We start from the raw sequence: 12,324 nt of genomic DNA on the forward strand, positions 1-12,324 counted from the left end.
GCGTATGGGGCTGAAATGTCATGGCGTGAATGTCATGGCGCGGGCGCATCGCCGGCGCCGGTCGCCTCGGTATAGGCACGGCTTTTCCACACCACGCCCCGGCCCCGATGATGATCGATGGCCGAGCCGATCGTCGCCGCGCTATAGAAGCTCGCGATCGCCGGCAGCAGCAGCGCCCAGGCGACCGGCAGGCCGAACCGGCGCAGCGTCGGCACGAACGACGCCATCGACGCCACCCAGGCCGCCGCCCCCAGCAGGCGCGCCGGCCCGTGCCCGAACAGCGCCAGCAGCATCGGCGCGATCCACACCAGCACCATGCCGGCGACGGTGCCCAGCAGGATCAGCGGCGAATAGCGCAGTTGCACATAGGCGGTGCGCGCCACCATGCGCCACACGTCGCGCGGATGCGGATAGGGCCGGATCGACCGCGCCAGCCGGCTATGGCCCAGATATAGCCCCCCGCCGCTGCGCTTGACGCGCAGCGCCAGCGTGCAATCGTCGATCAGCGCCCCGCGCAGCGATTCGATCCCCCCGATCCGGCTCAGCGCCGCGCGCCGGATCAGGATCGACCCCCCGGCCGCCCCGGCCACCCGGCTGCGCGGATCATTCACCAGCGCGAACGGGTACAGCAGCGCGAAGAAGAAGACGAAGGCCGGCACCAGCGCCCGCTCCGCCGCGCTCTCGCAATTCAGCGCCACCATCTCCGACACCATGTCCAGCCCATCGCCTTCCGCCTTGGCCACCAGGGTGGCGACATGGGCCGGATCATGGGTGATGTCGGCATCGGTCAGAAACACGTAACCCTGCTCGGCCGGGATCAGCCGCCGTGTTTCCGCCACGCCCTGCGCCACCGCCCACAGCTTGCCGCTCCACCCCGCCGGCCGCTCCTGCCCGGTCACGATCGTCAGCCGGCCCAGCGGATCGGGCACCGCGCGCGCCAGCGCGCCGGTCCCGTCGGTGCTGTTGTCGTCCACCAGCACCACATGCAGCGTCCCGGGATAATCCTGCCCCAGCAGCGACGACAGGCAGTCTTGCACCGATTCCGCCTCGTCGCGCGCCGGCACCACCACGCAGACCGGCGGATACGACCCGTCCGGCGGCAGGCGCACCGGCTGCAAAATCGGCCCCGCCTGCCAGAACCGGCCGTGAAAACCGATCAGCCCGACCCAGATCGCGGCGCATAGCACCGCCATGACCAGCCAGACCATCGTCACCGCCCCCGCGCCCCGTCCAGCATCCCCGCCTGGCGGAACCAGCCGACGGCATCGGTCACCGCGTCCCGCGCCGGGCGCGGGGCATAGCCCAGCTCCCGCTCTGCCTTGGCCGAGGAGAAGAACATCTTCTTCTTCGACATCGCCAGCATCTCCCGCGTCACCCGCGGCGCGATGCCGAACCCGCGCGACAGCCATTCCGACACCACCGCCACCGGCCAGATCACCCCCTGCGGCAGGCTGACGCGCGGCGGCCGCACCCCGGCGATCTCCGCCGTCATGGCAAACAGGTCGCGCAGCAGGTAATCCTGCCCGCCCAGGATGTATTTCTCGCCGGTCCGCCCGCGCTCCAGCGCCAGCACGTGGCCCTCGGCCACGTCGTCGACATGGACTATATTCACCCCGGTATCGACATAGGCCGGCATGCGCCCCGCCGCGCAATCCAGGATCATCTGCCCGGTGGGGGTGGGCTTGATGTCGCGCGGCCCGACCGGGGTCGACGGGTTGACGATCACCGCCGGCAGGCCGCGCTCGCGCACCAGCGCCAGCACCTCCTGCTCGGCGCGGTATTTCGACCGTTTATAGATCCCGATCACCCCATGCTCGTGGACCGGCGTCTCCTCGTCCGCCACGCTGCCGTCGCCGATCAGCCCCAGCGCCGCCACCGACGAACAATAGACGATCCGCTCCACCCCGGCCTCCTGGGCCGCCAGCATCAGCCGGCGCGTGCCCTCGACATTCGCGGTCATCATCGGCGCCGGGTCGGGCACCCACAGCCGGTAATCGGCTGCCACGTGGAACACGTAGCGGCAGCCCCGCACGGCCTCGGCAAAGGTCGCGGGCTGGGACAGGTCGCCCTCCACCCGCTCGGCCGGCAGGTCGTCGATATTGCTTAAATCCGCGCCCCGCCGCGCCATCAGGCGCAGTGGGTGCCCCCGTCGCAGCAGGGCGCGGGCGACGGCCGATCCGACAAAACCGGTCGCGCCGGTAACAAGCGTGGGGGCAGGCATGATCCGGTCGGGTGCTCCGAAAATCGTCTGACAGGGTCGTTGGCAACCCAGGATAGGCAACCAGGATAGGCGCGACCCATTTATCCCGACAGCTCATGGTGGCGCCAGACCCTGCCGTGGTGTAAGTCAGGCCCGATTACGCGCCGGACCGCCCGCCAGGACGTACCAGGGGGACGGGCCGCGGCGCGGCAGACAAGATACGGTCCGTCCTTGAAAAGTCTTACAATCCTCCTGGCCGTCCTGGGGCTGGCCCTGATCACCTTCTGCATGGCATGGCTCGGCGTCGGCTCGGTGCTCAAGGCCGTCCTGTCGATCGGCGCGGTCGGCTTCGTCGCCATCGTGGCAGCACAGCTTGCGGTCGACGCAACCCTGGGCGTCGCCTGGCACGTGGCATGCCCCCGGATCGCCCTGCCGCATCTCATCGTGGCGCGCATGGTGCGCGACGCGGCGGCGACCTGCCTGCCCTTCTCGCAGCTCGGCGGCATCCTGATCGGCATCCGCGCCACCGGGGCCGAAGCGTCCCCGCGCCGCCACGCCATCGAATGGCCCGAGGCCGCCAGTGCCAACATCGTGGACCTGACGACCGAGGTCCTCGGCCAGATCGTGTTCGTCCTGCTGGCGTTGGCCTGCCTGGTCATGCACCAGCAGCACAGCCCGTTCGCCCGGCCGGTCCTGATCGGCACGCTGCTGCTGGGGGCGGGCATCGGCGGCTTCATCTGGACCCAGCGGCAGGGCGGCACGCTCCTCAAGCGCCTGGCGCGCGGGCTCAGCCGCAACATCACCGCGCAATGGCGCAGCGCCATGCTCGCCGGCGCCGACACGCTGCAGCAGCGGCTGGACGCGGTGTGGTCGAATCCCGGCCGCATCGCCGGGGCGGCGCTGATGCACCTGGTGGCCTGGATCGGCAGCGCGGGCGCGGTGTGGGTGGCCTTCCATTTCCTGGGCGCGCATCTCGGCCTGCCCGGCGTGATCGCGATCGAAGGCGTGGCCTGCGGCATCATGTCGGTCTCCTTCCTGGTGCCCGCCGGCCTCGGCGTGCAGGAAGCCGCCTATATCGCGCTGGGCTCGGCCTTCGGCATCGACCCGTCGGTCGCGCTGGGCCTGTCGCTGCTGCGCCGCGGCCGCGACCTTGCGATTGGCATCCCGGTGCTGCTGCTGTGGCAGGGCGCCGAAATGCGCCGCCTGCGCCGCCGCGACGCGGCACCCGCCCGCGACGCCGGCGCCCAGAAGGGGGTACGGCCATGACCGGCCATCACGACACCACCGGCAACAGCCCCCTGTTCGGCACGCTCGCCGTCATCGGCCCGGGGCTGATCGGCTCGTCCATCCTGCGCCGCGCCCGGCAGGACGGCACCATCGCCGCCCGCCTCGTCGCCTGCGACGCCAGCCCCGCCGTCCGCGCCCGCGTGGCCGAACTCGGCCTGGCCGACAGGGTCGAGGCCGATCCCCTGCGCGCGGTGGCCGATGCCGACTGCGTCATCCTCTGCGTGCCGGTCGGCGCGGTGGCCGAAGTGGGTGCGGCGATCCTCCCGGCCATGAAGCCCGGCGCGATCCTGACCGAGGTCGGATCGACCAAGCAGTCGATCATCGGCGCCATCGCCCCGTTCCTGCGGCCGGACATCCCCTTCGTGCCGACCCACCCGATGGCCGGCACCGAATATTCCGGCCCCGACGCCGGCTTCGCCACCCTGTTCGACGACCGCTGGTGCCTGCTGACCCCGCTGCCCGACACCGACCCGGCGGCGGTTTCGATCATCGAAACGCTGTGGCACCGCATGGGCGCGCGCACCCGCATCATGGACGCGGCGCACCACGACCGTGTCTGCGCCATCGTCAGTCACCTGCCGCACCTGCTGGCCTTCACCATCTGCGGCACCGCCGACGATTTGGCCGATGAAACCCGCTCCGAAGTGCTCGATTTCGCGGCCTCGGGCTTCCGCGACTTCACGCGCATCGCCGCCTCCGACCCGGTCATGTGGCGCGACATCTTCCTCAACAACCGCGACGCCCTGCTGGAAATGCTCGCCCGCTTCACGGAGGACGCACAGGCCATGGCCAGGGCGATCCGCTGGGGCGACGAAGCCTTCATCGTCGACCGCATCGAACGCGGCCGCCGCATCCGCCGCAGCCTCCTCGAAAACCGCCAGGCCTGAAGGCTGCGCGCGCGCCCGGTTGCAGACACGCGTCCAAGATATGGCGCCCGCCGCGCTGTGCGGTATCGCTCTCCCTAAAAACTGATGGGTAATGAGCCGTCTGATTCCTTCAAAACGAAGGTCTTTCAAGTGGCAGGATCGAACACATCCACGGTGGTCAGATCTTAACAACCGCCATGGATGATCCTAACCTAGCCCGTCCAAGGGACTGCCAATCGCTCGCACCAGGCTTTGCAGGCCTTCCAGCAGTCGCGCATGGCGCTGCTGGTCGAACGTGACCTTCACCGAACTGACGGACACGCCCATCTTGGGACCATTCACGCCACGGGTGGGCACCGCGATCCCCAGGCATACGACGCCGGGCGTGGCTTCCTCATCTTCGATCGCGTAGCCGCGCAGGCGCGTTTCCTTCAAATCCTTGCGGAGTTGGGTGACGGTCCGGATAGAATGTTCCGTCATGACCGGAAGAATCTTGATTCCGGCAAACATCTTCTGCACATCCTCGTCGTCGAGGCGCGAGACGATAGCCTTGCCGACCGCGCATAGCGACACCGGCATATGGTCCCCGATATTCGACGTCAGATGAATGGCGGGATGCCCTTCGTACCGGGCGATATAGATGATTTCATTACGATCGAGGATGGCAATCCGGACGGTTTCGTCTTTCAGGACGTCCGAATTAGAACAGAACCGGTAGAATTCCTGGACGGGATCGAATTTCCGCAGATAAGCGCTGGCCAGCGTAACGATCTTGCGACCCAGCGAATAGTCGTTTCCCGTCCGCTCGACCAGGCCGCATTCCTCCAGCGCGCTCAGCAGGTTCGCGGTCGAGGAACGCGGCAGGCCCATCTGCTGCGTGATGTCCGCCCGCGACAATACCGGTGCGCGCGCGTTGGCCAGCAGGTCAAGAATGTCGTAGGAGCGGTTGATGGCGGGCGACTTTGATTTCGAGCCCGCGGCCGTTTCTTCCGTCCGACGGGGAAGCGGCTCCGCAGATGGCCTTTCCGCGGAAAATCTGGTCGATTTCTGCCCTGGTGGCGCCATGACGGTCCTGTCGCTCCGTATTGCCGGTCGGTTGCATCTATATCGTACAGAATATAGACAACCATGCCAGTCAGGATAGCGGAGTTCCAGCGACGAGGAAACCGACCCCGTCAGTCGGGCATGTCCGACGCGACCGCCAGCGCCGGACCGCCGTCGCGCGCCGGCGCGCTACTCGCGCGCCCCTCCGGGCGCAGGCACATCGAAAACAGGATATACAGCGCCATGCAGGCCAGAAAATACCCATACAACGCGCTATAGCCCCAGTTTTTCACAATCCAGCCGGATATGATACCGACTGCGATTCCGCCGAACGTTCCCGAGAAGTTCAGGATCCCCCCGACCAGCCCCAAGTGCCCTTCCCGCGCGATCGCGGCCGGAATGACCCAGTAGATCCCCCCGAACATATAGAAGAACAAGCCCACCACCAGCGTCGCCACGCAGGCTACAAGGTTGCCGAGGCCGTTCGCGGCCACCAGCGCCGCCAGCCCGACCGGACCCGACAGGCCGATCGTCATTCGCAGCGCGGAATCGAACGCCAGATGGCGGCGCAGGCGACCGAAGACGACGCCGCCGACGATCTCACCCGCGCCGGCGGCAACGAACATCAGGGCCGTGATGATCCCGGCGACCTCCAGACTGACATGGCGACGCGCGATCAGCAGCGACGGCGCCCAGGAGGCGAAGCCGAAGAACACATTGGCAAAAGCGACCCGGCCCATACACATATACAGAACGTCCCGCGTCAGTACGCCGCGAAATCCCCCGGGGGCCTTCCGCCCGTCGGGCGAGACGGCGCCCGGCGGGCCGGCCGGCGAGCGGGCGACCAGTCGCCGCCATGCCAGCGGCGCCAGACAGACCGCCGCGCCACCGGTGATGAGGAAAGCGAGTCGCCACGACCCGGTGGCGGCGATGATCGCCGACGTCGCATACGAACCGAATGCAGCGCCGAATGCAGCCCCACTGTCGATGATCGTGATCCGCCCCTGCCGGCCGGTGCCCCGCACCGTCTGTTCGACGATAATATTGGCCGCGGGCATGAACGGGGCCTCGAACAGACCTAGCATCAGGCGCGTGGCCAGCAGGGTTCCGAACCCTGCCGCCGCACCGGAAAGTGCGGCGGCAACGCCCCAGCACGCCATGGCCGCCACGATCACCACCGACGGCAACATCATGTCGAGCAACAGGCCGGAGGGTAACTGGAACAGGCAATAGGTCCAGAAGAAACTGCTGAACAGGATGCCTTCCTGCATCGGCGAAAAATGATAATGGCCGGCAAGAAGCGGCATGGCGACCGACAGACAGACCCGGTCGACCCCGTTGACTGTATACAGGACGAACAGCAGGCTGACGATAGCGGTCTCTTTCGCGATACGCGGCATGTCGCTTCCTCGGATGAATTACAGTATTGCGAACGCCTCTGCCTCGAAGAGAAAGTCGGGGCTTGCCAAGGCAGTCACCTCAACGAACGTATTGGCCGGCGGCTTGTCCATCGCGATATAAGTCGGCCGGATCCGGCGCATCAGCGGCAGCGCGGTCTTGATGTCGGTGGCGTAATAGGTCAGCTTGACGACATGCTCGAACCCGGCATTGATCGCCCGCAAACAGGCGATCAGGTTTTGATAGACCTGATGGATCTGCGCCTCGACATCGTCCTTTCCCACCAGGCGGCCTTCGACATCCACCGAGACCTGGCCCGAAATGGCGACGAACGTCCCCGGTGCCACCACGATGTGGCTCCAGCCGCTGCCGGCGGGAACGTTCGGGGGGGCGATGATATGGCGCCTGCTGTCCATGATATTTATCTCCTTGCTTGTAATATGCCCGATTTTCAGAGCGAGTTGATGACGGTCCGGCCCCGCCCGCGCGAGACGCAGGGCGTCATCAATGTCCTGCGCTCCTCGTCGGTCAGGCATTGGTCGCGATGGATGATCTCGCCTTCGATCACGTCGACGATACAGCTCCGACAGACGCCGGCCTCGCAGGCATAGTCGATGTCGACGCCGTCCTCGAGCAGGACCTCCAGCATGGTCCGGTCCGAGGGAACCTGCAGCACATGGCGGCTGCGCGGCAGGTCCACCACGAACGGCTCGCCGAGATACCCGGCCTTGACTACCGATACGAAGGATTCCACGTGGATGTCCGCTAGACCCAGGACTTCCGCCGCCTGCTGCATCCCGGCGACGAACCGCGTCCCACCGCAGCAATAGATCGCGTCGTCCCGCGACCCGCGCAACAGATCCTTGAAATTCACCGGCCTGTTCTTGGTCGGATTGAAAATCTCGACCTGGGGACATAGGGTGCGGACCTCCTGTTCGAACGGAACGGCGCCGTCGGCACGCGCGAAATAACACAGCCGGATCCGGCACGCCCGGCCCCGCAGCGCATAGAGAAAGGACAGGATCGGGGTGATCCCGACACCGCCTGCGAAGAAACTGTACGATGGCCGGTCCGGGTCCAGCGGAAAATCGGGCTGGGGATAGGACAGGTAGAAGACGTCGCCGACCCGCGCGGCTTCATGCATGACACGCGACCCCCCACGCCCGAACGCATCTAGGCGGATCGCGACACGATAGCGGCTGTCGCCTGGTGGCGTGCAGAGCGAATACTGGCGCATCATGCCCTTCGCCACTCGCAGCAACGTATGCGCGCCGGCCGGTACGGGCGGGAAATGCCCGCGATCCTCAGGCTTGAAATAGAAAGATCGGATGTCGCCTCCCTCGTCGACGATCTGATCGATGCTCGCCTTCATCAACAGCCGCACCGCCATCCTAGAGAACCCTCTCGATATGGTCGCCCAGGTGGACGATGCCGCCCGAGATGACCTGGCAGTTCAGGCCGGACCGGCCGAGCAGCCTGTCCATCACTTTTTTGTCGATCAGACGTTCGAGATATCTGCAGGGGTGATTCAGTTTCTCGACATAGACCAGGGCATTTTCGCCGACCCGGATCGTCTGTCCCAGAAAATCGTTCAGCCGCACGCCATAGGTCACGATATTCCTTCTGGTCTCGCGCGGGGTCAGCACCACCCCGGTTTCGTCGTAGATCTGATGCAAGACCTCCAGTTCGATAAAGGAAATCTGATGTTCCGTCTTGGGGCGGTCGGACCACCGCCCGATACGCTTGGCGTAGCGATCGCCCGCGATTCCGATATTTGCCAGCAGGCGGCATTCCGGGCTTTCCATCATCTCCTGCGCGGCGACTTCGGCGGTGAATATACCGCATACACGACCGGTCATGCTGCCTCGTTCCTCTCTCTCACCCGATCGTCCTTCAGAAATCGCAGCGGATCGTGGCGCCGACGAAGCGTGGCGCGCCGGGAATACCGTAGAAGGAATTATATCCGTTATCCTTCGTAATCACGTAGCGACGGTCGAGCAGATTTGACACATAGACCCCGACGGACCAGCGTCCGTGGTGTGGTGCGACGTTCAGGCTCATGCCCATCAGGAAATAGGCTGGTAGCCGATAGATCTCGTTGCCTGGCACGTCGAGCTGCGAGCCGCGATAGGAATAATCGCCCTGCCAGGTGACGTCCCAGGCCTGTGTCGGGTGCACCACGTAGCTGACGCTGCCGTTCAGCGTCAGTTTCGGAATGCCGGAATCATATCCGTCATAGCTGTTATAGGCCGGCGCAAAGACACCGGTCTTGGCGTAGTTGGCATAGACGGCAGTCGTGTTAAGAAATTTCAAATCGTCGTAGCGGCCGCGCTGATATCCGAAATGTTGTTCCAGGAACAGGCCGGGGATGGGGTTCGCGTCGAGTTCGCCTTCCAGCCCCCAGATCGTCGATTTAGGAATATTCACGAAATCGCCCACCAGACCGTAGCCCTGCACCAGCTCCAAGCTCAGGATCTGCTGGTCATGATAATCGTAATAGAAACCGTCGAAATTTACCCTCAGACGGTGATTCAGCCAGTCGCTCTTGATTCCGCCTTCATAGGCCAGCAGAGATTCTGGCTTGTAGGGATTAAGCTGCTGGGAAATGACGGTGTTGTTGGCCGTGAATCCGCCTGGCTTGAACCCCTTGCGGACGTCGGCGAAGACGAGAAAATTCGGTGCTGCCTGAAAGTCGATTTCGCCCTTGCCACCGAACTCGTTCGTCAATGCCCCATGGGTCGGAAAGTGAACATCGCTGAAACCATACTGGATGGTTTCCAGGTTTGAGAGATGCCGGTCGTCGGCTTCATGATTGACCGAGGCCGAGATCTTCCACCGTGGCGCCAGCCGGTAGGATGCGGTCGCGTACTGGTTGAATGCCTGGATATCCTGATTATAGCTGGTCGCTTCGATATACGGGCGCAGACTCGGCCCCGATCCCGAAAAATCGTAGAAAAATCTTGCCTTGGTCGCCGTTCGCGCATAATAGGCGCCGATCGTCCATTGGAAGCGACGCGGCCGATTCTCGTTCGACAGCCGCACCTCCTGCGAGAAGACGTTCGAGTTGTTGGTGAAATACTGGTCGTCGGTCGCGATGTTGGTGGAATCGAGATCCAGGAGGTTGTGAACGTACATCGCCTCATAGGCGCTGATCGACGTGAATTCCCCCCATCCGAAATCATGACGTCCCGTCAGGTCGATGCCCCAGGTCGTGTCGTTGCGAAACGGCTTGGTGTTGGCGGACACGCCGATCATCTCCGTGAAGGCCGGACGAAACCCCCATCCTGTCATCAGGTTATTATTGTCCGGCGCCAGGAAGGGCGTGACCAGATCCTTGACGTTGAACACACCCGGCGTATCGGAATCGTCCTGCGCCCAATGCCCCGTCACGTTGATGCTGGTGCGGGAATCGACGTCCCAGTCCAGCTTGCCCCGCAATGCGCCTTCGTTAGCGTCGCCCAGGTGCTGGCCATCATAGCGATTGATCTGATACCCGCCGCCATGGGCGGTATAGCCCGATACCCGATAACGCAGCCGGTCCGAAATCGGCCCGGACACGTAAAGGGCGGTGCGGCTTCGAGCGTAGCTGGCGATGTCCTCCGACACGCCGGCGTGGAACGTATCCGTCGGGCCGTTGGTGGTGATATTGACCTCGCCGGCGGTCACGGCCTGGCCATGGGTATATCCCACCGGTCCGGGCATCACGTCCACGCCAGCCAGACCGTACATGAGGCCGGAGGTCATGAAACCGATTGGATAGGCGACCCCGTCCACATACGTCATCACCGAAGGTGTGTTGTTCGACGTGAAATCCTTGAATCCGACGCCGCGCAGGCTGAAATTGTTGTTCGCCGTTGCACCCTGAGGCTGGATCGTCAGGTTCGGAACCAGATTCTGGATGTTCTGCAGCGTCTCGACATGATGTGTCGCCAAGTCTGCGGAACTGATATGCGTGACTACTTCGCCGATATGCTGCGACTTGCGCAGGCTCAGCGGAGAATTGCGTACGCCATCGACGGTAATCGCCTCGTCCGCCACGATCCTTGGATGCGCAGCGCGCCGCGCAGGTGCATGAGGTCCCACTCGCGCCGGATGGTTCGACATCGTGGTGTCGGCACGCGCCGGGGCACCCGCGCTCGTGGCGGCCGAGCAGCACAGCGCCGCCAGTAGAGCATGATGTCCATTGCTCTTTAATATAATCAATAACTTATCTTGCAGATTCGTCATTCGGCGTGCCTCCGGTTCACGCATGAGGAGAACGGATAGCCATCACACAGACTAGGCCAGAAAATGACCATATAATGGCAGATCGTCAATATGCTGTATCGTGGACAGCATATTATCTTTCGTCAACCGAAATGTTCTGGCACAATGGTCCCCACACGAAAAAAGGACGGCGAACGTGACAACCTTTGGGATCAGGACGGTTTCGGTTCCGGACAGGGCACTGAAGATCTATCTGGAAGAATGCTGTCCAGGCCTCGATTTCATCTTATGGCCCGATGACGATCCCCCTTCCGAAGACGACCTGCCCGCCATCGACGCCGTTATAACTCCCTATGCGCATTCCAGCCTGACGGTCGAACGGCTGGCGTCGCTGCCGAATCTCAAGCTGGTGCAGACGCAGAGCACGGGGGTGGACAACGTGGCCGGCAAAGTACCGCCGGGGGTGGTATTGTGCAGTGCGCGGGGGGTGCATGCGTCGTCGACCGCCGAACTGGCCATCGGCCTGGTCATTGCCTCACTGCGCGGCATCGATGTCGCCGCACGTAACATGGCCCGACAAGTTTGGCACGAGGAACGCCGCGTCACCCTGACCGATCGAAGGGTGGCTCTTCTGGGTTACGGCAGCATCGGGCAGGAGCTTCATCGCAAACTCGCTGCGTTCGACGTCGAGACCGTTCGGGTCGGCCAGGTTGCCCGTCAGGACGAACACGGCCACATTCACGGTATAGACGACCTCGTCCAGCTTCTTCCGGCCATTGATGTCCTGATCTGTAGCCTGCCCATGACGCCGCGGACGACACGCCTGATCGATCGATCGGTCCTGGCCGCGATGAAGGACGGTACCCTGTTCGTCAATGTCGGGCGCGGCAGCGTCGTCGATCAAGAGGCCCTGGTGGCCGAACTTTATTCCGGCCGCCTTTCCGCCGCGGTGGATGTGACCGATCCGGAGCCACTGCCTGCGAACCACCTGCTATGGAACGCACCTAATTTCCTCCTGACGCCCCATCTCGGGGGCAATACGTCGGCTTTTCTGCCGCGTATTCGTGCATATCTCGCAAATCAGATGAAACGGATTTCAGTTGGCCAACCCGTTGTGAATCAATCATAATGTATAGGGAGAGTCGTCGCGCGCCCGATCACGATGTGGCGTTCGTCTCCGCCGACACGCATGCATGGAACGACGTCAGAAGATGGTTACGCTCGCTGAAGGTAATCATGTCCTGGAGCGTATAGCGGTCGAGCGCGGAGAGGTCGATTGTCAGGGCACGATCCTGGTTCGCCGTTGATTGCGGCGCGGTGAAA

At 64.0% G+C, this 12,324-nt stretch carries 11 protein-coding genes; 3 read left to right on the forward strand and 8 right to left on the reverse strand.

From position 1 onward, the window contains the following. Positions 1–32: 32 nt before the first annotated feature. Both QN315_RS11450 and hpnA read right to left on the reverse strand, forming a co-directional pair. Positions 33–1,208, reverse strand: coding sequence for a glycosyltransferase (locus QN315_RS11450; protein WP_323993429.1), 1,176 nt, complete (start codon positions 1,206–1,208; stop codon positions 33–35). Between the two features lie 2 nt (positions 1,209–1,210). After that, positions 1,211–2,221 carry a hopanoid-associated sugar epimerase gene (hpnA, locus tag QN315_RS11455; protein WP_323989392.1) on the reverse strand — a complete coding sequence of 337 codons (1,011 nt, stop codon included), beginning with the start codon at positions 2,219–2,221 and terminating at the stop codon, positions 1,211–1,213. Between the two features lie 210 nt (positions 2,222–2,431). Between hpnA and QN315_RS11460 the strand changes: the two genes are divergently transcribed. Both QN315_RS11460 and QN315_RS11465 read left to right on the forward strand, forming a co-directional pair. Next, positions 2,432–3,466: a lysylphosphatidylglycerol synthase domain-containing protein gene (locus QN315_RS11460; protein WP_323989393.1), complete on the forward strand. Its 1,035-nt coding sequence runs from the start codon at positions 2,432–2,434 to the stop codon at positions 3,464–3,466. After that, complete coding sequence (locus QN315_RS11465; RefSeq protein ID WP_323989394.1) at positions 3,463–4,374, forward strand: prephenate/arogenate dehydrogenase family protein; 912 nt, start codon at positions 3,463–3,465, stop codon at positions 4,372–4,374. The genes QN315_RS11460 and QN315_RS11465 overlap by 4 nt, the downstream gene beginning before the upstream one ends. A 186-nt stretch (positions 4,375–4,560) precedes the next feature. Here the strand turns inward: QN315_RS11465 and QN315_RS11470 are convergent, their stop codons facing one another. The 6 genes from QN315_RS11470 to QN315_RS11495 all read right to left on the reverse strand — a co-directional run bounded on the left by QN315_RS11470 (position 4,561) and on the right by QN315_RS11495 (position 11,022). After that, positions 4,561–5,418 carry an IclR family transcriptional regulator gene (locus QN315_RS11470; protein WP_323989395.1) on the reverse strand — a complete coding sequence of 286 codons (858 nt, stop codon included), beginning with the start codon at positions 5,416–5,418 and terminating at the stop codon, positions 4,561–4,563. Positions 5,419–5,528: 110 nt separating this feature from the next. Then, entirely contained in the window at positions 5,529–6,797 is a 1,269-nt protein-coding gene (locus QN315_RS11475; protein WP_323989396.1) for an MFS transporter, read from the reverse strand. Between the two features lie 18 nt (positions 6,798–6,815). Beyond that, positions 6,816–7,211, reverse strand: a complete 396-nt coding sequence (locus QN315_RS11480) for a RidA family protein (protein ID WP_323989397.1) — start codon at positions 7,209–7,211, stop codon at positions 6,816–6,818. Positions 7,212–7,246: 35 nt separating this feature from the next. After that, complete coding sequence (locus QN315_RS11485; RefSeq protein ID WP_323989398.1) at positions 7,247–8,185, reverse strand: PDR/VanB family oxidoreductase; 939 nt, start codon at positions 8,183–8,185, stop codon at positions 7,247–7,249. Between the two features lies 1 nt (position 8,186). Beyond that, complete coding sequence (locus QN315_RS11490) at positions 8,187–8,654, reverse strand: MOSC domain-containing protein (RefSeq protein ID WP_323989399.1); 468 nt, start codon at positions 8,652–8,654, stop codon at positions 8,187–8,189. Between the two features lie 34 nt (positions 8,655–8,688). Next, the gene (locus QN315_RS11495; RefSeq protein WP_323989400.1) at positions 8,689–11,022 is read right to left on the reverse strand and encodes a TonB-dependent receptor domain-containing protein; all 2,334 of its coding nucleotides are present in this window, start codon (positions 11,020–11,022) and stop codon (positions 8,689–8,691) included. Between the two features lie 175 nt (positions 11,023–11,197). On the opposite strand from QN315_RS11495, the gene QN315_RS11500 reads away from it, so the two are divergent. Then, on the forward strand, positions 11,198–12,130 hold the full coding sequence (locus QN315_RS11500) for a 2-hydroxyacid dehydrogenase (RefSeq protein ID WP_323989401.1): 933 nt from the start codon (positions 11,198–11,200) through the stop codon (positions 12,128–12,130). Positions 12,131–12,324 lie beyond the last annotated feature (194 nt).

Origin of the sequence: Nguyenibacter sp. L1 (assembly GCF_035199985.1) — a bacterium.
Classification (GTDB): Bacteria; Pseudomonadota; Alphaproteobacteria; order Acetobacterales; family Acetobacteraceae; genus Gluconacetobacter; species Gluconacetobacter vanlangensis.

What these genes read in the sequence shown, in the direction of transcription:
- QN315_RS11470 (WP_323989395.1), bottom strand. Translation starts at nt 5,418, where the DNA reads ATGGCGCCACCAGGGCAGAAATCGACCAGATTTTCCGCGGAAAGGCCA.
- QN315_RS11495 (WP_323989400.1), bottom strand. Translation starts at nt 11,022, where the DNA reads ATGACGAATCTGCAAGATAAGTTATTGATTATATTAAAGAGCAATGGA.
- QN315_RS11490 (WP_323989399.1), bottom strand. Translation starts at nt 8,654, where the DNA reads ATGACCGGTCGTGTATGCGGTATATTCACCGCCGAAGTCGCCGCGCAG.
- QN315_RS11480 (WP_323989397.1), bottom strand. Translation starts at nt 7,211, where the DNA reads ATGGACAGCAGGCGCCATATCATCGCCCCCCCGAACGTTCCCGCCGGC.
- QN315_RS11450 (WP_323993429.1), bottom strand. Translation starts at nt 1,208, where the DNA reads ATGGTCTGGCTGGTCATGGCGGTGCTATGCGCCGCGATCTGGGTCGGG.
- QN315_RS11485 (WP_323989398.1), bottom strand. Translation starts at nt 8,185, where the DNA reads ATGGCGGTGCGGCTGTTGATGAAGGCGAGCATCGATCAGATCGTCGAC.
- hpnA (WP_323989392.1), bottom strand. Translation starts at nt 2,221, where the DNA reads ATGCCTGCCCCCACGCTTGTTACCGGCGCGACCGGTTTTGTCGGATCG.
- QN315_RS11475 (WP_323989396.1), bottom strand. Translation starts at nt 6,797, where the DNA reads ATGCCGCGTATCGCGAAAGAGACCGCTATCGTCAGCCTGCTGTTCGTC.
- QN315_RS11465 (WP_323989394.1), top strand. Translation starts at nt 3,463, where the DNA reads ATGACCGGCCATCACGACACCACCGGCAACAGCCCCCTGTTCGGCACG.